The organism is Pseudomonas sp. Z3-6, from assembly GCF_051131985.1.
GTDB lineage: Bacteria > Pseudomonadota > Gammaproteobacteria > Pseudomonadales > Pseudomonadaceae > Aquipseudomonas > Aquipseudomonas zanjanensis.
In genome coordinates this window covers 3,455,502-3,475,997 of record NZ_CP071644.1, presented here as the reverse complement: position 1 = coordinate 3,475,997, position 20,496 = coordinate 3,455,502, and the positions used below count along the sequence as shown (strand labels likewise).

At 61.4% G+C, this 20,496-nt stretch carries 13 protein-coding genes and 1 pseudogene; 6 read left to right on the top strand and 8 right to left on the bottom strand.

Annotated features, from left to right (window positions below):
- Nucleotides 1-94 precede the first annotated feature (94 nt).
- Both xylB and J3P88_RS15635 read left to right on the top strand, forming a co-directional pair.
- The gene (gene xylB / locus J3P88_RS15640) at nt 95-1,582 is read left to right on the top strand and encodes a xylulokinase (protein ID WP_434570028.1); all 1,488 of its coding nucleotides are present in this window, start codon (nt 95-97) and stop codon (nt 1,580-1,582) included.
- 12 nt (nt 1,583-1,594) lie between these two features.
- Nucleotides 1,595-2,533, top strand: a complete 939-nt coding sequence (locus tag J3P88_RS15635; RefSeq protein WP_434570026.1) for a carbohydrate kinase family protein — start codon at nt 1,595-1,597, stop codon at nt 2,531-2,533.
- A gap of 84 nt (nt 2,534-2,617) precedes the next feature.
- Here J3P88_RS15635 and J3P88_RS15630 read toward each other — a convergent pair whose 3' ends face one another.
- The 4 genes and pseudogenes from J3P88_RS15630 to J3P88_RS15615 all read right to left on the bottom strand — a co-directional run bounded on the left by J3P88_RS15630 (nt 2,618) and on the right by J3P88_RS15615 (nt 6,485).
- Nucleotides 2,618-2,899 carry a DUF1652 domain-containing protein gene (locus tag J3P88_RS15630; protein ID WP_053119524.1) on the bottom strand — a complete coding sequence of 94 codons (282 nt, stop codon included), beginning with the start codon at nt 2,897-2,899 and terminating at the stop codon, nt 2,618-2,620.
- Nucleotides 2,900-3,600: 701 nt separating this feature from the next.
- A pseudogene (ilvA, locus tag J3P88_RS15625) lies at nt 3,601-4,599 on the bottom strand (threonine ammonia-lyase, biosynthetic); the annotation flags it as partial.
- Between the two features lie 354 nt (nt 4,600-4,953).
- Nucleotides 4,954-6,102, bottom strand: a complete 1,149-nt coding sequence (locus tag J3P88_RS15620; RefSeq protein WP_434570024.1) for a PQQ-dependent sugar dehydrogenase — start codon at nt 6,100-6,102, stop codon at nt 4,954-4,956.
- Between the two features lie 41 nt (nt 6,103-6,143).
- Nucleotides 6,144-6,485 carry a hypothetical protein gene (locus tag J3P88_RS15615; protein ID WP_186730713.1) on the bottom strand — a complete coding sequence of 114 codons (342 nt, stop codon included), beginning with the start codon at nt 6,483-6,485 and terminating at the stop codon, nt 6,144-6,146.
- A gap of 263 nt (nt 6,486-6,748) precedes the next feature.
- Here J3P88_RS15615 and J3P88_RS15610 point away from each other — a divergent pair, with 263 nt between their 5' ends.
- Together J3P88_RS15610 and ligD are read left to right on the top strand one after the other, a co-directional pair.
- A complete protein-coding gene (locus J3P88_RS15610; protein ID WP_434570022.1) occupies nt 6,749-7,639 on the top strand; it encodes a Ku protein in 891 nt (296 codons plus the stop codon).
- A gap of 33 nt (nt 7,640-7,672) precedes the next feature.
- A complete protein-coding gene (ligD, locus tag J3P88_RS15605; RefSeq protein WP_434570020.1) occupies nt 7,673-9,649 on the top strand; it encodes a DNA ligase D in 1,977 nt (658 codons plus the stop codon).
- Between the two features lie 15 nt (nt 9,650-9,664).
- Here ligD and lpxO read toward each other — a convergent pair whose 3' ends face one another.
- Nucleotides 9,665-10,564 (bottom strand): lipid A hydroxylase LpxO, encoded by a 900-nt coding sequence (gene lpxO / locus J3P88_RS15600; RefSeq protein WP_186709397.1) that lies wholly within the window; start codon nt 10,562-10,564, stop codon nt 9,665-9,667.
- A gap of 406 nt (nt 10,565-10,970) precedes the next feature.
- On the opposite strand from lpxO, the gene J3P88_RS15595 reads away from it, so the two are divergent.
- The gene (locus tag J3P88_RS15595; protein ID WP_003181279.1) at nt 10,971-12,560 is read left to right on the top strand and encodes an ABC-F family ATPase; all 1,590 of its coding nucleotides are present in this window, start codon (nt 10,971-10,973) and stop codon (nt 12,558-12,560) included.
- A gap of 187 nt (nt 12,561-12,747) precedes the next feature.
- Here J3P88_RS15595 and J3P88_RS15590 read toward each other — a convergent pair whose 3' ends face one another.
- The 3 genes from J3P88_RS15590 to J3P88_RS15580 all read right to left on the bottom strand — a co-directional run bounded on the left by J3P88_RS15590 (nt 12,748) and on the right by J3P88_RS15580 (nt 19,680).
- Nucleotides 12,748-13,398 carry a response regulator transcription factor gene (locus tag J3P88_RS15590; RefSeq protein ID WP_186709398.1) on the bottom strand — a complete coding sequence of 217 codons (651 nt, stop codon included), beginning with the start codon at nt 13,396-13,398 and terminating at the stop codon, nt 12,748-12,750.
- 70 nt (nt 13,399-13,468) lie between these two features.
- On the bottom strand, nt 13,469-14,062 hold the full coding sequence (locus J3P88_RS15585; RefSeq protein ID WP_434576337.1) for a lecithin retinol acyltransferase family protein: 594 nt from the start codon (nt 14,060-14,062) through the stop codon (nt 13,469-13,471).
- Between the two features lie 134 nt (nt 14,063-14,196).
- Nucleotides 14,197-19,680: a trifunctional serine/threonine-protein kinase/ATP-binding protein/sensor histidine kinase gene (locus J3P88_RS15580; RefSeq protein ID WP_434576335.1), complete on the bottom strand. Its 5,484-nt coding sequence runs from the start codon at nt 19,678-19,680 to the stop codon at nt 14,197-14,199.
- A gap of 350 nt (nt 19,681-20,030) precedes the next feature.
- Here J3P88_RS15580 and J3P88_RS15575 point away from each other — a divergent pair, with 350 nt between their 5' ends.
- A complete protein-coding gene (locus tag J3P88_RS15575; RefSeq protein ID WP_434576333.1) occupies nt 20,031-20,411 on the top strand; it encodes a response regulator transcription factor in 381 nt (126 codons plus the stop codon).
- The last annotated feature ends 85 nt before the right edge of the window (nt 20,412-20,496 follow it).

Genomic DNA, 20,496 nt, shown 5'->3' with positions numbered 1-20,496 from the left:
GCGCAGCCCAGCGGGAGCAAGCTCCCTCGCCACAGATCGTGTGGTTGCTGACCAAACTGCTATTACCTGCTGGTTCTGACGACCGAGGATTTCCATGGCAAACCAACAACTGTTCCTGGGCATCGACTGCGGCACCCAAGGCACCAAGGCGCTGATCCTGGATGCGCTCAGCGGCCAGGTGCTCGGCCAGGGCGCCGCTGCCCACAGCATGATCAGCGGGGCCAACGGTCGCCGCGAACAAGACACCCAGCAATGGCTCGATGCATTCACCCAAGCGACGCACCAGGCCTTGGCCGCCGCCGGGGTCGATGGCCAGGCGATCCTCGGCATCGGCGTGTCCGGCCAGCAACACGGTCTAGTGTTGCTTGACGACCAGGGCCAGGTCCTGCGCCCGGCCAAGCTGTGGTGCGACACCGAAACGACGCCGGAAAACGATCGGCTCCTGACCCACCTCGGCGGCGAAGACGGCAGCCTCGAACGCCTCGGCGTGGTGATCGCGCCGGGCTACACGGTTTCCAAGCTGCTCTGGACCCGGGAGCAACATCCTCAGGTGTTCGAACGCATCGCCAGCGTCCTGCTGCCCCACGACTTCCTCAATTACTGGCTCACCGGTCGCCATTGCAGCGAATACGGCGATGCCTCGGGGACCGGCTACTTCAACGTGCGCACCCGCCAATGGGACGTGCCGTTGCTGCAACACATCGACCCCAGCGGACGCTTGCAAGCGGCGCTGCCGGAGCTGATCGAGGCCCATCAGCCGGTGGGACGCATCTTGCCGGCCATTGCCCAGCACCTGGGCATCAACCCCGACGCAGTGGTGGCCAGTGGCGGCGGCGACAACATGATGGGCGCCATCGGCACCGGCAATATCCAGCCCGGCGTGATCACCATGAGCCTCGGTTCCTCCGGCACGGTCTACGCCTATGCCGCCGAGCCCACGGTCAGCCCGCAACCGTCAGTGGCGACGTTCTGTTCTTCCAGTGGTGGCTGGCTGCCGCTGATCTGCACCATGAACCTGACCAACGCCACCGGAGCGATCCGCGAACTGTTGGACCTGGACATCGACGCCTTCAACGCCTTGGTGGTCCAGGCCCCGATTGGCGCAGAAGGTGTGTCGATGCTGCCGTTCCTCAACGGCGAGCGGGTGCCTGCCCTGCCCCATGCCACGGGTAGCCTGCTGGGCCTGACGACTACCAACCTGACCCGGGCCAACCTGTGCCGCGCCGTGGTCGAAGGCACGACCTTCGGTTTGCGCTATGGCTTGGACCTGTTGCGTGCCAACGGGCTTAAGGCCCAGAGCATTCGCCTGATCGGCGGCGGCTCGAAGAGCCCGGTGTGGCGGCAGGTCGTCGCCGACATCATGGACACCACCGTCATTTGTACCGAACAAAGCGAAGCAGCGGCGTTGGGTGCGGCGATCCAGGCGGCGTGGTGCCATTCAGGCCAACAAGACAGCCTGGCCGAACTGTGCGAGCGCTGCGTCAAGCTCGACCCGGCCAGCGAAACCCGGCCAGTCGCCGCCCATGTCGCGGCGTCCCAGCAGGCTTATGAACGTTATCGACAACACGTCGCAACCCTTTGAGAGCGGGCAACTATGTATCTGGTGTGTGGTGAAGCGCTGTTTGATTTTTTCAGTGGGACCGACGCGGATGGCCCTGCCTCGCAGGTGAACTACAAGGCGATTGCCGGCGGCTCGCCGTTCAACGTGGCGGTGGGATTGCGCCGCCTGGGCATTGAATCGGCACTCTTTGCCGGCCTGTCCACCGATTACCTGGGCCGCCGCCTGCAGCAGGTGCTGCTCAACGAAGGAGTCAGCGCTCGATACCTGGTGGACTTCGACGCGCCGACCACCCTGGCGATGGTCGCCGTAGGCGCCAACGGTTCGCCCCACTACAGCTTTCGTGGCGAAGGCTGTGCCGACCGACAACTGAGCCTCGCCGATCTACCGGACCTCGGCCCTGACGTGCGTGGCTTGCATGTCGGCTCGTTCTCGCTGGTGGTCCAGCCCATTGCGGACACGCTCCTGGCCCTGGTGCAACGGGAAAGTGGCCGGCGCCTGATCAGCCTCGACCCGAACGTGCGGCTCAACCCGCAGCCAGACATTGAGCTGTGGCGCTCGCGAATCGCGACACTGGTGCAATTCGCCGACCTGATCAAGGTCAGTGACGAAGATCTGGACCTGCTTTATCCAGGCATCGAGCCCCAGGCGGTCATCGAAGGTTGGCTGGGGCACCGTTGCCAAATGGTCTTCCTGACCCGTGGCGGCCAGGGGGCTACGGTCTTCAGTCGCCAACACGGTACATGGTCGCTGCCGGCGTGCCCGGTGAAAATAGCCGACACCGTGGGTGCGGGCGACACCTTCCAGGCCGCGCTAATTGCGTGGCTGACCGAACAGCAACTGGATTCCGTGGAGGGCTTGCACACCCTGACCCGGGAGCAGATCAGCGCAATGCTGGAGTTCGCTATTCGAGCCGCCGCCCTGACGTGCGGCAAAACCGGTCCGGACCTGCCTTACCGACAGCAACTGGGCTGAGGTAAGCAGGGCCGCTGGAGCACTGTACGCCGGGTTCGGACATCGCCGGACCCGGGCGTCAGACTGACAAGGACAAGGCCGTACTCAGCGCCCGGTCATCCGCTGGTGTTGCTGATGAAAATGATTGCCAGCGGCAGGGTTGTGGTCAAGCTCGGTACGCAACTCGGCGATCAGGTCGTTGATGGCCCGGCAGCCGGTGAGTTTCCTGGCATCGATGTCGGTCTTGACCAAGGCCACGTGATCGGTCTTGTGGTCATCGAAGATCTTGATCGTCATCGTCAGCTCAGGTGACAACGTGCATTGCGAGCGCTTGGGCAGCAAGCTGCTTTCAATGATGTTTCGCATTTCGAGGGCAGATAAAAACATGGCGACTCTCTCCTGTTGAGGCGGCCAACTTATGTTCACGACGGCGGTATTTTCGTCCGTTTTCTTCCCTGCGGACTGGGACTACGAATACCGTGCCGTTCGTTCTTTTTTTGGCGTTTCTATCATTGAGCTCGTGAAACGGACTCCTGATTGAAACCCCTGATAATCCCGCAAAAAATATGCCTGTCTTGACGAGATGGGTGATTGATACAAATCAATCACTTAGCATCGATACCTGGCGGCCCCCCTCGTGCAAAATGCAAGGAAACGGCGGTTTTTCCATGCAAAGTGCAATCGTGATGAGTGTGTCGAAAGCTAGAGTAGCCTCAATTGCAGGCACCTGGGCGGGCGCCCGTCGCCTTGTTCAAAAAATGTTCGACGCGAGCGGGTTTGCTCGTGCTCTCCGTGGATCAGCTTGCATAGATGTTGAATAGACTGCCGTCATCGCGAGCAAGCTCGGCTCCCACATTGGTTTTGGGGTGACTGTTGGATTTGGATTTACCACCGCTCCCTGTGGGAGCGAGCCTGCTCGCGAAGAGGCCAACCCATTCAACATCAATGCAAACTGAACCATCGCCATCGCGAGCAAGCTCGGCTCCCACATTGGTTTTGGGGTGACTATTGGATCTGGATTCGCCACCGCGCCCTGTGGGAGCGAGCCTGCTGGCGATGGCGGTAGGTCAAGCGGCACTGTCCGCTACGCCTATTGCCGCCCGCTCCGCTACATGGCGCAAACTGTCGAAGTTGATGTTGGCACCGGAATCGATCGCCACCAGGGTCTCGCCTCGCACGCCCGTTCGCGCGACGTATTGCTTGATCCCGGCCACCGCCAATGCGCCTGAGGGTTCGGTGATGGAACGGGTGTCGTCATAGATGTCCTTGATCGCAGCGCACAGTTGGTCGTTGGTCACCGTCATCACCTCATCGACACAGAATCGGCAAATATCCAGGCCATGGGCGCCGATCTGGGCCACGGCCACGCCGTCGGCGAAGGTTCCCACCTCGGGCAAGGTGACCCGCTCCCCAGCGGCCAGCGCGGCCTGGAGACAGGCAGAGTGCTGCGACTCGACACCGATGATGCGAACTTCCGGGCGCAGGTATTTGACGTAGGCGGCGATGCCCGCGATCAGCCCCCCGCCGCCGACCGGGACGAAAATCGCGTCCAGCCGGCCAGGATGCTGACGCAGGATCTCCATGGCGACTGTGCCCTGCCCGGCAATCACATCCGGGTCATCGAAAGGCGAGACGAACTCCCGCCCGGTCTGCTCGGCCAGGTCCAGCGCATGGGCCAACGCAAACGGAAAACTGTCCCCGTGCAGCAGCGCCTCGGCACCGCGGTTGCGCACCCCCAGCACTTTCAACTGCGGGGTGGTCTTGGGCATGACGATACTGGCCGAAATACCCAGTTCCCGTGCCGCCAGCGCGACGCCCTGGGCATGATTGCCGGCAGAGGCAGTGATGACGCCACGGGCCCGCTGCTCCGCAGTAAGGTGCACAAGCTTGTTGTAGGCGCCGCGGATCTTGAAGGAAAAGGTCGGTTGCAGGTCTTCGCGCTTGAGCAGGATCCGGTTGCCCAGGGCCTCGGACAGCGCAGGTGCCGCTTGCAGCGGCGTGCGCACCGCCAGTTCGTAGACCGGCGCGGCGAGGATTTTCTTGACGTAGTGCTCAAGCAGGGCTTGCTCGGTGTGGACTGCGGTCATGGCGATCTCCTGGTTCGGTCGGAGCCTAGGAGACAGAAAGAAAAAACCCGCCTCCAGGGCGGGTTCGGTGCAGCCGTCAGCTAGCCCGCCAAATAAGGAATGGCGGTAATAATGCTTGGCTGGCTACGCAGTACGGTTGAATTCATGCCTGGAAATTAGCGGTGCGTTGGCGGCAAGTCAATGGCAAAGATCAAATGCTATCCGCTCTTGTGGCGAGGGAGCTTGCTCCCGCTGGGTTGCGAAGCGACCCCAAAGCTAACGGCAATCAACCTGATACCGCGACGACAGATTCCGGGGGCCGCTGCGCAGCCCAGCGGGAGCAAGCTCCCTCGCCACAAAAGCGCCGGCGTTGCGTTACTTGAGTCCGACCTTGTACAACGCCCCGTCGTCTTCATCAGTGAGCACATACAGGTACCCATCCGGCCCCTGGCGCACATCGCGGATTCGCGCCTTGAGTTCGCCCAGCAGGCGCTCTTCATGAACGACCTTGTCATCCTGCAACTGCAGCCGGATCAGTTCACCGGACACCAGGGCCCCGATGAACACACTGTGTTGCCAGGCCTTGAAGCGCTCATGGTCGTAGAATGCCATGCCGCTGAGCCCGGGAGACACCTGCCAGACATGGAAGGGGTCAACGCCGCCTTCGATGCTCTTGCCCTGGGCTTCGGGAATCGGGGCGCCAGAATAATTGATGCCGTGAGTCGCCAACGGCCAGCCGTAGTTCTTGCCACGCTCGATGAGGTTCAATTCATCACCGCCCCGGGGCCCATGCTCGTTCTCCCACAGAGTGCCGTTCCACGGATTGAGGGCAGCACCCTGGGGGTTGCGAACGCCGTAGGACCAGATCTCGGGACGGACGCCTTTCTGGCCGACGAAGGGATTATCGTCGGGAACCTTGCCGTCGGGGTAGATGCGCACGACCTTGCCTTGCAACTTGTCCAGGTCTTGGGCGGTGGGTCGGTCGTTGTTCTCCCCCAGGGTGATGAACAGATAGCCGTCGCGGTCGAAGACCAGTCGCGAGCCAAAGTGGTTGCCCGTGGACAACTTGGGTTGCTGGCGGAAGACCACATCGAAGTTTTTCAGGCTCTTGAGGTCTTCGGACAATTGCCCGCGTCCCACGGCGGTGCCGGCCTTGCCGTCCGCGCCCGCCTCGGCATAGGACAGGTAGACGGTGCGGTCCTGCTTGAAGTCCGGCGACAGCACCACGTCCAGCAAGCCGCCCTGGCCCTTGGCCCACACCTCGGGCACGCCGCTCAGGGGCGCGGACAACTTACCGTCGGGACTGACCACGCGCAGGTTGCCCTCTCGCTCCGTCACCAGCATGCCCTGTTGGCCAGGCAGGAATGCAACGGACCAAGGGCGCTCCAGCCCCTTGACCACAGTGGTCACTTCCAGGGTGCCCTCTTCGCTTTTGAATGACTGGGTTGGCACGGCGATGGCCGGCGAGGCAAGGGTCAGGACAGCACTGGCGCAGAATGCGGCCAAGAGTGTTTTACGCAACATGCACATTTCCTTCTGCGGTGTTGAAAGAAAAGCTCCAGCGCCTAGCGATTGCCATTCTGGCTGTTGCGGGGTGGCGTGGGAGACTCGATGGTCGGCCGCGGCGAACCCGACGGCTGGCCGGACCGGGGGTAGCCATTGCCGATGCCGCCGTTTTCCAGGGTCGGAGGCCGTGGCACCGGCACGGTCGGATTGTCATGAATCGTCGGCACGTTGGGCCGGGTGCCCTGCATGCTGTTGGGATTGGCCCGACGCGTCGGGCTGTTATAGGGATTGTTGTTGCCCGGCAGGTTCTGGGCCAGGACCATCGGGCCATCGTTGGGCGTGGCGGCCTGGGCAGTGGCGCTCAGCAGTAGCGTCATGATGGCAATCATCAGCCTGTTCATTCGCAGACCTCCTTGAGTTCTGGCATATCGAAAGCACGCTACGCCGCAGGTTCGACGCTGTTAAGCGAAATGTGCCGGTGAAGATGTAACCAAGCGTCTCCGAACCATTGTGGGAGCGAGCTTGCTCGCGATGGCGGTGGGTCAGTTTGCATCAATGGCGCCTGTACCGGCGTCATCGCGAGCAAGCTCGCTCCCACAGGGGAAACTTTTCCCAAGGCCCGAAGGTCACCAGAGAGACACTCACCGGCAAGGAAAACACCTCCATGGCACGGGCAATCTGGAAAGGCGCAATCAGTTTCGGGCTGGTCCACATTCCCGTGGCGCTGGTATCGGCCACCGCATCCCAAGGCGTGGATTTCGACTGGTTGGACAAGCGCAGCATGGACCCGGTGGGCTACAAGCGTGTCAACAAGGTCACCGGCAAGGAGGTGACCAAGGAAGATATCGTCAAAGGCGTGGAATACCAGAAAGGCCAATACGTGCTCATCAGCGAAGACGAGATCCGCGCCGCCCACCCCAAGTCCACCCAGACCATCGACATCTTTTCCTTTGTCGACAGCGAAAAAATTCCCCTGCAAAACATCGACAAGCCCTACTTCCTGGCGCCCGACAAACGCGGCGGCAAAGTCTATGCCTTGCTGCGCGAAACACTGGTCAAGACCAACAAAGTAGCGCTGGCCCATGTGGTGCTGCATACCCGCCAGCACCTGGCCGCCCTCATGCCCCTGGAAACGGCGCTGGTGCTGGTGATGCTGCGCTGGCCCGCCGAGGTACGCGAGCTGGATGTCCTGGAGCTGGGCGACGAGGTGACGAACCCGACCCTGGCCAAGGGCGAGCTGGAAATGGCCAAGCGCCTTGTGGAAGACATGAGCGGCGACTGGGAGCCCCAGGCTTACCGCGACAGCTTCGAGGACAAAATCATGGAACTGGTGGAGAAGAAGGCCAACGAGGGGCGGCTCGAAGCGGTGGAAACCGATCCTGGCGAAGAACAACGCAAGACCGCCGATGTCATCGACCTTACCGAATTGCTCAAGCGCAGCCTCGGCGGCAAGGGCAAGGCTACCGATAAATCAGCCGGGAAAGCCCCGGCAAAACCTGCGAAAACCCGCAAATCCGCTCCTGCCAAAAAAGCCACCAAGGCCTCCCGGGGTTAACTCCCCGGCGTGTGCAATACAAGGGAATCTGTCATGGCCAACGCCGAGAGTGAATCTGCTCGTTTGTCCAATGCCGAGTCGGACGCAACGACGCCCCGCAACCCTGGCCAAGGCGCAACGACAGCCCTGCCCGAACGCCTGGCGCCGCAGTTGGCCACGCCCGTGGAGGAGCCCCCCACCGGTGAATGGCGCTACGAAGTCCAATTCCACGGTTATCGATTGCTGACCCGCATCGAAGACGGCGAAGTCCGGTTATACAACCGCAATCATCAGGACTGGACCGATCGGCTGAAGTTGCATGCCGACGCCTTGGCCGGGTTGAACCTGGGGGACAGTTGGCTCGACGGCGAACTGGTCCTGCTCGATGAGACCGGCCATTCCGATTTTGCTGCCCTGCGCGTGGCCTTCGAGATCAGCCGCACCGTCGACATGGTGTATTTCCTGTTCGATGCGCCCTTTCTCAATGGCGTCGACCTGCGTCAGGCGCCGGTGGAAGAACGCCGTGCGGCGCTGAAAAAAGCCCTCGGCAACAACGCCAGCAAGCGCCTGCGCTTCTCCGAATCATTTTCCGCCAGCCAACACGATATGTTCGAAAGCGCCATCGCGCTCTCATTGGACAGCGTGGTCGGCAAGCGCCTGGGCAGTCCTTACGTTTCCAGGCGAAGCGACAATTGGGTAAAGCTCAAGTGTCGGCTGCGCCAAGCCTTTGTCATCGTCGGATTCACCCGCCCCCAAGGCAAACGCAGCGGTTTCGGCGCGTTGTTGCTGGCCGTCAACGGGCCAACGGGGCTGGTATACGCCGGCCGGGTCGGCACCGGGTTCAGCCAGGCGCAGATCAAGCAATTGCACGAGCAACTGTGTACCCAGCAGCGCGATACTCCACCACTGGCTGAGCCGCTCAACGGTACACAGGGGCGCGGCGTGCAATGGGTCGAGCCGACCCTGACCTGCGAAATCGAATTCACCGAGTGGACCCGCGACAACCAGGTGCGGCAGGCTATTTTCCTGGGCTTGCCGCCCGATACGCCCGCCAGCAAGGTTGTTCGTGAGCAGCCCCTGCCGATAAAACCCACTGCGCCAAAACCCCAGCGTCGTCACAAAGCCAGCGCGGCCAAGGTGGACGGTGTGACGATCACCCACCCTGATCGGGTCATCGACAGTGTCAGCGGCGTGCAAAAGGCCGAGCTGGCCCAGTATTACCTGGACATCGCCCCTTGGATCCTGCCGCACCTCAAGCTGCGTCCGGTCGCGCTGCTGCGGGCACCGGACGGTATCGGTGAAGACCTGTTCTTTCAAAAACACGCCGATCGACTGGAGATTCCCCACATCAAACAGTTGGATCCGCATCTGGACCCGGGTCATGCCGCCCTGATGGAAATCGACGACGTCCACGCGCTGGTGGGCGCGGCGCAGATGGGCGCGGTGGAACTGCACACCTGGACCGCGACCCACGACCGGATCGAGACGCCTGACCTGTTTGTCCTCGATCTGGACCCGGACCCGTCACTGCCCTGGAGCGCGATGATCGAGGCGACCCGCATGACCTTGGCGGTGCTGGACGAGCTGGGTTTGCAGGCCTTCCTCAAGACCAGCGGTGGCAAAGGCATGCACGTGATCGTGCCATTGGCGAGAAACGAGGGCTGGGACACCACCAAGGCGTTTGCCAAGGCCATCTCCCAGTTCCTGACCCGGCAAGCGCCGGAGCGCATCACCGCCACCATGGGACCGAAGAATCGCGTCGGGAAAATATTCGTCGACTACCTGCGCAACGCCCGCGGGGCTAGCACGGTGACTGCTTATTCAGTGCGCGCCAGGCCAGGCCTGCCGGTCTCGGTGCCCATTGCCCGCGCCGAACTGTCGACCCTGCGCAACGCCCAGCAATGGGATATCTATACCGCGCTGGAGCGGGCCAGGGGCTTGGGCGCCGATCCTTGGGAAGGTTATAACCACCGCCAGCGGATTACCGCCAGGATGTGGGAGCAGCTGGATGCGCAAAAACCCGAGGCATGAGGACGAATCTCGCGCTCAGATCCAGACGAAGATCGCCAGTAATCCACCGAAAAATGCCCACTTCTGCAGGTAGTACAACCTGCGGTTGCGCTTTTTCAGGGCCTTGCCTTGCAAACGTATCTTGTAGAGCCTGGAGAATGCCCGGTTCAGGCCGCCCGTCCTGTCGCCCGCGTCGTTGGGCGCGCCGGCCGCCGCCATCACGGTGCGGCTGAACCAGCGGTTGAACGCCGTGGCCCAGGGAAACTTCATCGGCCGCTCCACGTCGCAGAACAGGATGATGCGGTTCTGGTCGGTGGTGTTCTCGGCATAATGAATGAACGTTTCGTCAAAAATCACCGCTTCGCCATCACGCCAGTGATAAGCCTCGCCATCGACATTGATGTAGCAGCCGGCATCGTTGGGCGTTTCCAGGCCCAAGTGATAGCGATAGGACCCGGCATAGGGGTCGCGGTGCCGGACCAACTTCGACCCCGGCGGCAACTCGGCAAACATCGCCGCCTTGATCGACCCGATGCTCTGCACCAATTCGGTGGTGCGTGGGCACAATTTCATGGCCGACGGATGGCTGTCGCCGTACCACTTCAGGTAGAAGCGCTTCCAGCCGGTCTTGAAGAATGAGTTGAAGCCCACGTCGTCGTACTGATTGGAACGCTTGATCTCCCCCGCCCGCAGCAGGCTCTGGCCTTCGGCCCGGATTTCTTCCCAATGAGCCTGCAGCGGACTCAGGTCCGGGAACTGCGTCGGGCTCAGGAAAGGCCTGTTGGGCAGTTTCGAGCACAGGTAAAGCAGGCAATTGATCGGTGCGAGAAAAGACGAGTGATCGCTCAACTGGCGTCCGACCTTGTGGCGCACGCGTCCACGCAGGTGAACGTAGCCGATGGAGAGGAGGTAGATCGCGACAATGATGAGCTTCACGAAAGTCCGTCACAATGCAGGGAGTGAACAGGCTGCGTCTCCGGGCCAACCAAGCGGCAAGGGAGATAGCATTGGGTGAGGTGGCATTTTAGCCAGAGTTTGTAACCAAAAGTTATCCTGAAGTTGTGAAAAACTGTCTTGTCCGGGCAATACCCTATCGTTAATGCGGCCAGATCAGTACAATCGCCGCCAATTATCACGCGCTCCCTTTGGCCGATGCCGCAAACCGCGGCTTCGGCGCACGTCTACCCGGGCCGGGCGCTCCGTATGCTGCTGTCCTCTTATGCCGGATGGACCCTTGCGCTTGCGACCGCGACGCCTTTGCGCGGTCGGGACGTGCGCAAACAGGTACTGAACAGGTACTGCCGCACCCTTAGCTACTCTGAATGTTCCGCAGGATAAACCTTTGATCTCTACAGCTAACATCACGATGCAGTTCGGCGCCAAGCCACTGTTCGAAAACGTCTCTGTCAAATTCGGCGCGGGCAACCGCTACGGTCTGATCGGCGCCAACGGTTGCGGCAAGTCGACCTTCATGAAAATCCTCGGTGGCGACCTCGAGCCGTCCGGTGGCCAGGTCATGCTCGAGCCGAACGTGCGCCTGGGTAAACTTCGCCAGGACCAGTTCGCCTACGAAGAATTCACCGTGATCGACACCGTGATCATGGGTCACGAAGAGCTGTGGAAGGTCAAGGCCGAGCGCGATCGCATCTATTCGCTGCCGGAAATGACCGAAGAAGACGGCATGGCCGTGGCCGAACTCGAAACCGAATTTGCCGAGATGGACGGCTACACCGCCGAATCCCGCGCCGGTGAACTGCTGCTGGGCCTGGGGATTGGCATCGAACAGCATTTCGGCCCGATGAGTGAAGTGTCGCCTGGCTGGAAACTGCGTGTACTGCTGGCCCAGGCACTGTTCTCCGACCCGGAAGTGCTGCTGCTCGACGAACCGACCAACCACCTGGATATCAACACCATCCGCTGGCTGGAAAACGTGCTGACCCAGCGTTCGAGCCTGATGATCATCATCTCCCACGACCGTCACTTCCTGAACAGTGTCTGCACCCACATGGCGGACCTGGACTACGGCGAGCTGCGCCTGTTCCCAGGCAACTACGACGAGTACATGACCGTGGCGACCCAGTCCCGCGAGCAACTGCTGTCGGACAACGCCAAGAAGAAAGCCCAGATCTCCGAACTGCAATCGTTCGTCAGCCGTTTCTCGGCCAACGCCTCGAAAGCCAAGCAGGCCACCTCCCGCGCCAAGCAGATAGACAAGATCCAACTGGCCGAGGTCAAGCCATCGAGCCGTGTCAGCCCGTTCATCCGCTTCGAGCAGACCAAGAAACTGCACCGCCAGGCGGTCATCGTCGAACGCATGGCCAAGGGCTTTGACGGCAAGCCGCTGTTCAAGGATTTCAGCTTCACCGTCGAAGCCGGCGAGCGCGTGGCGATCATTGGCCCGAACGGTATCGGCAAGACCACCTTGCTGCGCACCCTGGTCAATGAACTGGAACCGGATGCCGGCACGGTGAAATGGACCGACGCCGCGGAACTGGGGTACTACGCCCAGGACCATGCCCATGACTTCGAAGACGACGTCAACCTGTTCGACTGGATGGGCCAGTGGACCCAGGGTGGCGAGCAGCTGGTGCGTGGCACCTTGGGCCGCATGCTGTTTTCCAACGACGAGATCCTCAAGTCGGTCAAGGTCATTTCCGGTGGTGAGCAAGGCCGCATGCTGTTCGGCAAGCTGATCCTGCAAAAGCCGAACGTGCTGGTGATGGACGAACCGACCAACCACTTGGACATGGAGTCCATCGAAGCGCTGAACCTGGCGCTGGAAAACTACCCAGGCACGCTGATCTTCGTCAGCCATGACCGAGAGTTCGTATCGTCCCTGGCCACCCGCATCATCGAGCTGAGCGCCGACGGCGTGGTCGACTTCAGCGGCACCTACGACGACTACCTGCGCAGCCAGGGTGTGGTGTTCTAAGGGCAGCCCCGAGTTGTAAGCTTCAAGCGGCAAGTAAAAAGCCCCGTCCACTGTGACGGGGCTTTTTGCATTCCAAGGGTAACTCCCCTGTGAGAGCGAACTTGCTCGCGATGGCGCCAGCCCAGACAACGCTGCCCCCGTGGCGAGGGAGCTTGCTCCCGCTCGGCTGCGCAGCCGTTGAGAACGCTCACCGACTCTGCCCGGAGCCCAACGCCTCGGCCATCCGGACCAGGTCCGCAAACGACCTGGCGCACATTTTTTTCATCGCATGGGCGCGATGGATCTTCACCGTGATTTCGCTCAGGTTCATTTGCCCGGCGATCTGCTTGTTCATCAGCCCGGTGACCGCAAAACCCATGACCTCTTTTTCACGGGCGGTGAGCGTCTGGTAGCGGGCATGCAGATCGGCAAACTGTTGTTCGACCTGCCGTCGCCGGACATCCGCCTGAAGCGCGGCGGACACCGCATCCAACAGGTTCTGTTCACGGAAAGGTTTCGCCAGGAAATCCACGGCACCGGCTTTCATCGCCTTGACCGACATTTCGATGTCGCCGTGGCCGGTGATGAAGATGATCGGGATATTCGTATTCGACTCCGCCAACTGCGCCTGGAAGTCGAGGCCACTGGCGCCTTGCAACCGTACATCGAGGACCAGGCAACTGGGGCACTCGGTCTTCGGCTGCCGAAGAAAATCCGCCGTGGAGGCGAACGTCTCGACGCGGATCCCGACCGAGCGCAGCAGGTTGCTCAACGCATCGCGCATGGAGGCATCGTCATCTACCACGAACACAATAGAACCTTTGAGACCCGCCTCATTGGATGAAGCATTACCGTTCATTCACGACCCTTCCGGCGAGCGAAACGAAAAAAAAGTGTAGCACAGCGACCTTGTCCAGCCTGCGCTGTACCTAGGCAATCAGCTGCGGCTCCAGCGTCGAAATTAAAGCGAATAGATCACGGGGACGCTGGAAATAAGCGTCGACCTGAGCGCTGTAGTGTTTTCCGCTGATGCACCAGTTGCAAAAGTGTTCGCAGTTGTTGGACAGAATCCGATAGCGGTTCTCACCGAGCCGTGAAAGCGCCCGCCTGACGACTTCATCATTGGAAAATTCATACGGTTCCTGTGCTATCCAGACCGGTTTGCCATGGGCGAAATGTTCAAGGTCGATCACTTCGATGGGGCCGGATCTCAGCGAACCGCTGAAGCCGGAGTAGTGGGCGACTTTCAGGTCGCCCAGGTAGATCCCGTGATGGAGATAGAACCCCCGTGGGCTGATCAGGTGCGCGCCGATCGGCAACGTGGCCCCAGACCGTTCGACATGCACCCATTTCAAGGCGATATCAGACAGACCGCGATTGCGGGTCGCTGCGCACCCCTGCCCGTCCAGCATCGGCGTACCCAGGCGATAGAAAGCGCTCGCCGTGACGAGCGCCATCAAAACCAGCGCGACCGAACGAAGCGCAGAAAGTCCATCCATTGCCCGGTGGGTTAAATCGATCATGGCTCACACTCCGCAACCCGTGAGGCCAATCTATCGCCCGGGTTGCGACGTTGCATTTGTACGTGGGAGTGGAATCGGTGATCTATTGATATGCAGCCTTTAAACCTAAGTATGAATCGAACGCTGTCGAGTCCTCAGGCAGGCGTTTCCCCCTGGACGATGGGCAACGTGAATTGAACGGTAGCGCCGCGAGGCTGATTGACGCAGGCCTTCAGGCAACCGCCGTGGGACTCGATGATCGAACGACAGATCGATAACCCCAAGCCCAGCCCGGTGGGTTTGGTGGTGTAGAACGACGTGAACACCTGGTCGACGTTTTCCGAGGCGAACCCCGGCCCCGAATCGCTCACACTCACCAGCACCCAATCGGCCCCCTCTGACGTTGCGCAGATCCACAACTGCCGTTCGCCCTCGTTGACGCAGCTCATCGCTTCGAGCGCATTCATGATCAGGTTGAGCAGCACCTGTTGAAGCTCGACCCGATCACCTTGGATGAGCGGCAAACCGTCGGCCAGGTGCGTCTGGATCGAGACGCCGCTCTTGATGATCTGGCCGCGGGTAAACTCGATCATTTCGCCAATGGCAATGTTGATGTCCACCGGGCCTTTTTGTGGCGGCGCCTTGCGGATATGCCCACGGATCCGCCCCAACACGTCCGCCGCCCGATTGGCGTCGTAGATGAGGCGCCCCAGTACCTGGCGGACTTCCTCGATCTCGGGTGGCTGGGTGTTCAGCCAACGCAGGGCGGCATCGGCATTGAGGATCGTCGCGGCAATCGGCTGGTTGACTTCATGGGCGATCGAAGCCACCAACTGCCCCATGGTCGCGACTCGGTTGGCGTGGGCCAGCTCGGTTTGCACCTCGCGATAACGTCGCTCGCTTTCGCGGATCTTTTCTTCCGCCTGCCGGCGTTCGGTCAGGTCCACCACGAAGGCGACCCCTTCCCTGCTATTGGCCTCGAACAGCGCCAGGCCGACGATGACCGGCAGGCGGCTGCCATCCTTGCGAAAATATTCCTTTTCATAAGGCCGGGCGTGCCCGGTGAGCAACGCCTGGGCCAGGGAGCGTTCGCTCAGTTCGCGGAACTCCGGCACCGTCAGGTCCCGCCAGCCCAGGCGGCCCAAGGCCAGGTCTTCGCGCTCGTAGCCGACCATGCGCAGAAAGGCATCGTTGGCTTCGATAATGTCGCCATCGGCATTCCAAAACAGAATGCCAATGATGTTGGCGTCCACCAGGCGCCGGATCCTCGCTTCGCGCTCGGCGACTTCGCGATACAAGCGGGCATTTTCCAAAGAGATGGCCGCACGGGACGCCAAGAGTTTCAACACGGCGATACGGGTCGGATTGAACACATGGGCAGCCAGATTGTTTTCCAGATAGAGCGCGCCGACGAGCTTGGCCTGGTTCAGCAACGGCACGCAGAGAATCGAGCGGGCACGCTGCTGGCGGATATACGGGTCCGCGGCAAACGGCGCCGCGATCAGGGCATCGTCAAGAAAAACGCTCTCCCCGGTGCGCAGGACGTGGTAGAGAATCGACTCCGGCAACAGTGCCGCGCTCACCGGGGCATTGTGGATTTGCGTTACGTGGTTGCCGGTGGTCACCTGCGCCGCGACTCGGTACTCGCCGTCGCTGGACAGGATCAATAACCCGCGTTCGGCGCCGGCCTGTTCGATCGCCGTGCACATGACCATGTCGATCAGCTTATCCAGCACGATTTCCCCCGACACCGCCTCGGAGACCTTGAGTACGGTGGCCAGGTCCAAGTGCTCGACCGGCGTCGTCATCGTCGTCGTTGGTCCGGGCACAGGCGCTTCGGTCCTCAGCAATGGATAGGTCTGCTCCAACTGCCGCACTTTGCCCTCAGCGCCCCAACGCTGGTAGGCGTAACGAGCATCCTGGAGATAGACGCGGGCGATCTTGTCGAAACCACGGGCAGCGTAAAAGCGCGCTGCAAGCTCGTTGGCCAGCGCCTCGATATGGACAAAACCGCTTTGCTGCGCGGCATGGATGGCTTGCTCGTACAGCGACTCGGCATCGATCACACGCCCTTCGACCCGGGCCATTTCGGCACCCACCAACGCGGTGCGGCTGGCGAAGTTCTCTGGACACTGCTGTGCCCATGTCTGGAGCTGGCGGTAATTGGCCGCCAACTCCACCCAGTGAGGTTCGCGCGCGTCCACCGGCACACGGTCGCAGCAGGCGGCCCGCGTCAGGGCGCCATAGAAATGGTATTCGGCTTCCTCGAAGAACGACTGGCAAACCCAGAGCAAACCCTGGGCCTTGGCAGCGGCCGCCATGGCCGCTTCAGGATCGTCGGCCAGGTAGCGGGCCTGCAGTTTGCGGACCCAATACAAACAATCAGCCAGGACCAGATCCGGGTTGCCGGACAAGTGGGTTTCGATGGCCGGCTCGTTCAACTGGCCGTCGTCCAGGCAGCCGAACGTCAGCGTCACGCCCCGAAGCATTCGGATCAGCGCCAGCTGGGCGATAATAAAATCGGTCACCAGCCCGAAGTGCACCCTCTTGGCGTAGGCCAGGCCCCGCTCGGCTTCTTCTTGTACATCGATCAACGGCTCGCCAGCGAACAGCAGATCGGCGGTGAGGTTGTTGCCGGCGTAGGCTCCATACGGCAGGTCACCGATCCGATTCGCCGCCGCAAACGAACGACGCAACAGGTCCCGGCATTGCCCCACGGGCTTCATCCAACGCACGGCAAAGCATGAAAAACAGAGGTAGGTACTGGCCTCGAATCGCCGCAGGTCGCGTTTTTCAATGAGGTCGCAACCAAGCTGGCCAAAGCGGAATCCCATCTGGTAGTCACCGAACCGCCGGCCGGCGACTCGGAACAGATTGGCGTAGAGCACGCAGGACGCATCGCAGTTGCCCTGCTCCAGGCTCAAGGTGACCGCCTTGCAGATCAACAGGTCCGCCAGGTTCGCTTCACTCTGCAAGGCCGGCGCAAAGAGCTTACCCAGTGCGTTGAGCGTCGCCAGGGAGGTGGCGTCCACCATCAGCGGCAGATCGATGAGGTCCTCGATGGCCCGGCCTTCAAGCAGTTCCCCGATGCGCTCGTACTCGTGACGCACATCGTCGTCGCTCGGGTGGGCCGACCACTCGATCCCCACATGGCGCAGGTAGTCGAGGCAGACCGCCACCGCACCGTCGCTGCGATCCAGGAGCAGGTAGACGTCCATCAGCAGGCACGCCACGTTGGCCCGCTCGATCACCGTCACGGCGCGGTCGGCCAAGGCCTTCAGGCGTTCGTCCGCGGCACCGAGTTGTCCGGTAAGGAACTCGCATTCGGCCCGGTTCAATTCCAACCCGAAAATCAAGTCATGACGCCCTGTCCAGCAGTCCTCATCCAGCAACTGCACGCCGGTGGCCAGGTAGTTGAGTGCCGAAGCATAGGCCGTCGAGGCCTTGGCCCGCTGGCCGGCCAGCAGGTTGAATTCAGCCAACTGCTCCCGCTCAGCCCGGTCGGTGAGCAATGCCGCGCCACGATTGAGCTGGCCGGCAATTTCAAAGATCGCCTCTTCAAGCGCTTGGGCGTCCGTTTGTGCCGCGAGCAACCGTCCAATGCGCAGGTGCGTCTCGGCACGCGCAGCCTGGGGGATCAGCGAGTAAGCGGCCTCATGAATGCGGTCGTGAACGAATCCATAGGCATCGTCCAGCCGCTCGACCAGTTCCTGGCGGACCGCCTGCCACATAACCGCCCGGACCTGAGTCGGGGAGATGTCCAGAACGGTGGAGAGCGCCTTGAGCCCAGCCACGTTGCCCAGGCACGCCAGTTGCTGCAATGCCTGCTGCGTGTCGGCGGGCAAGCGGACCAATTTGCCAACCATCAGGTCGACGACGTTGTCGGTGTAGCCCTTGGCGTGAATGCGCTGCGGATCCCACCACCACTGCCGCGCCTCGTGATCGAAAGTCAGCAATCGCTCGTCAGCGAGGGCCTGCAGGAATTGGATCACGAAGAATGGGTTGCCCGCGGTCTTGTCCAGCACCAGTTGCGCCAGCGGCTCGACACGATCAAGGGCGTCATGCAGGGCTTCGGCGATCAACTGCTCGACGTGCACCTTGACGAGGGGCGCCAGGGTGATCTCGCTGATCTTGCCCCCAGCGCTCCGAATAGCCTTGAGCTTGCCCGTCAACGGGTGCGTGGCGTCCACCTCGTTGCTGCGGTAGGCCCCCACCAGCATCAGGTGGCGCACATCGGCGCTGGTCAGCAGATCCTCCAGCAGGTCGAGCGTCGCCGCGTCCAGCCACTGCAAGTCGTCAAGAAACAGGGCGAGCGGATGGTCGGCGCGGGCGAACACACCGATGAAGCGCCTGAATATCAGTAAGAAGCGGCGTTGCTCCTGTTGGGGGTCAAGTGCCAGGACCGCTGGCGGCTCGCCGATGATGAGCTTGAGTTCGGGAATCAGATCGGTCATGAGCCGCGCATTGGCATCCAGCGCATCCAGCAACGCCTCGCGCCAATGCGCCAGTTCCGTGTCGCTTTTGCCCAGCAACGTGCGCACCAGGCTCTGGAAGGCCTGCACCAGGGTCGAGTAAGGAATGTCTCGCCGGTATTGGTCGAATTTGCCACTGGCGAAGAGGCCGCGCGGCGGAACCAGGACCTTGTGCAGCTCATTGACCACCGAGGACTTGCCGATACCGGAGTAGCCCGTCACCAGCACCAGTTCCGGCGCGCTGGTTTCGACCACCCGACCGAACGCGGTAACCAGCGTCTCGACTTCACGCTCACGGCCGTAGAGCTTCTCAGGGATCAACAGTTGATCGGAGGCGCCCTGTTCGCCCAGGGCAAAGGCATCGATGTGCCGCGATTGTGTCCAATGCGCCAGGCAACGGCGCAGATCATGTTCGACACTCGCGGCCGTCTGGTAGCGCTCCTCGGCGGTCTTGGCGAGCAGTTTCATGACAATTTGGGACAGTATCTCGGGGATGGTTTCGACCCGCACACTGGGCGGCGAAGGCATTTTGGCGATATGGCAGTGGACCCACTCTATCGGGTCGGACGCAGTGAACGGCAGCGATCCCGTCAACATCTGATAGAGCGTTATGCCGAAGGAATACAGGTCACTGCGCGAATCGATCGAGCGATTCATTCGGCCGGTCTGCTCGGGGGCCATGTAGGCGAGCGTGCCGGCCAGGGTCTCGGGGGCCTGGCGCTCGCGCGGCAGCCGCGAGGCCAGGCCGAACCCGGTGAGCCGTGCCTGGCCATCGTCGCAGTTCACCAGGATGTGACTGGGCTTGATGTCCTTGTGGACGATGCCGCGCTGATGGAGCTTGCCCAGCGCCACGGCAATGCTCACCGCAAGGCGCAGGAACGTCGTCGTTTCCATCGGTGCGATCAACAGTTGCACGAGCGGCACGCCGCCGGGATCCGCGAGCACCAGTTGCACCTGGGGCCCTTCGCGCACCATGTCGAGGGGTTGTACCGACCAGGCGCCATCGAGTTCATCCTTCAGGCCAAACTCATGGACGAGCCGGTCAAGGCAACCAGGGCGAGGCTGTTCGGTCGCGGGCCGGGCCACCAGGACCGTATCGTCGCCGTCCACACCCGAGCGCAATTCCCGACAGAAGATACGCTCACCATCGTCCCATAATATTTGCATGCTGTTATTCCATCGGCACAGGAGCACTATTTTGTTTGGTCTGCCGCACTTTGCCGTCGGCTGTCGTCCAGTGTCATGTTGCACTTGCCGATGTCGTCACCAGGAGGCGACTTCCGTGGCTGCGCTGGATGCCTGAGGGTGAAGCATGTGCCGGGATCCAGGACGGGGTGTGTTGCGCTCTTTAGATTAGCGCCTCACGAAAGCGCTTCACAATTTTTTCATGGCCTGGTGCTGCACCAGGCACAAGGCACCGACCCTTAGGTCTTAGGCCGTTATACGCAGGTATACTTCTGCCCCCTATGAGACCGCGTATCGTGTAGTCACGACAGGCGCTGTTACGAGCGACCCCTATGACGCAAGCCACGCAGATACGCAACACGAGGATTATCGCCGTTGTTGACGATGACGAATCCGTTCGGACAGCCCTGGATAGCCTGTTGCGTTCCAGTGGCTACAAGGTTCGAACTTATTGCAGTGCCATCGAGTTCCTGGACGCCAATGCCCCGGCCAGTACCCATTGCCTGATTTCCGATATCCAGATGCCGGGCATGAGTGGCCTGGAGCTGCATGAACAGCTCGGAGCCATGGGCTTGCGGATTCCCACTATCTTCATTACCGCTTATCCGGACCTGGGGGCGCATACGCCGGGGTTGGTCGCCTGTTTGCCCAAGCCTTGTGATACCGACAAGCTGCTCGAGTGCATCGAGACGGCCTTGCGTCCGGCACATTGAGCCACCGCCTTCGCGAGCAAGCCCGACACACTGGCTTTTCGGTAGCCACAAAATGCGAATACGCCGCAGGACTCTGTGGGAGCAA

Bases quoted from the DNA above. Each gene is read 5' to 3' on its own strand.
- J3P88_RS15575 (WP_434576333.1), top strand. From the start codon at position 20,031: ATGACGCAAGCCACGCAGATACGCAACACGAGGATTATCGCCGTTGTT.
- J3P88_RS15580 (WP_434576335.1), bottom strand. From the start codon at position 19,680: ATGCAAATATTATGGGACGATGGTGAGCGTATCTTCTGTCGGGAATTG.
- J3P88_RS15585 (WP_434576337.1), bottom strand. From the start codon at position 14,062: ATGATCGATTTAACCCACCGGGCAATGGATGGACTTTCTGCGCTTCGT.
- J3P88_RS15635 (WP_434570026.1), top strand. From the start codon at position 1,595: ATGTATCTGGTGTGTGGTGAAGCGCTGTTTGATTTTTTCAGTGGGACC.
- J3P88_RS15590 (WP_186709398.1), bottom strand. From the start codon at position 13,398: ATGAACGGTAATGCTTCATCCAATGAGGCGGGTCTCAAAGGTTCTATT.
- J3P88_RS15620 (WP_434570024.1), bottom strand. From the start codon at position 6,102: ATGTTGCGTAAAACACTCTTGGCCGCATTCTGCGCCAGTGCTGTCCTG.
- xylB (WP_434570028.1), top strand. From the start codon at position 95: ATGGCAAACCAACAACTGTTCCTGGGCATCGACTGCGGCACCCAAGGC.
- J3P88_RS15630 (WP_053119524.1), bottom strand. From the start codon at position 2,899: ATGTTTTTATCTGCCCTCGAAATGCGAAACATCATTGAAAGCAGCTTG.
- J3P88_RS15615 (WP_186730713.1), bottom strand. From the start codon at position 6,485: ATGAACAGGCTGATGATTGCCATCATGACGCTACTGCTGAGCGCCACT.
- J3P88_RS15610 (WP_434570022.1), top strand. From the start codon at position 6,749: ATGGCACGGGCAATCTGGAAAGGCGCAATCAGTTTCGGGCTGGTCCAC.
- ligD (WP_434570020.1), top strand. From the start codon at position 7,673: ATGGCCAACGCCGAGAGTGAATCTGCTCGTTTGTCCAATGCCGAGTCG.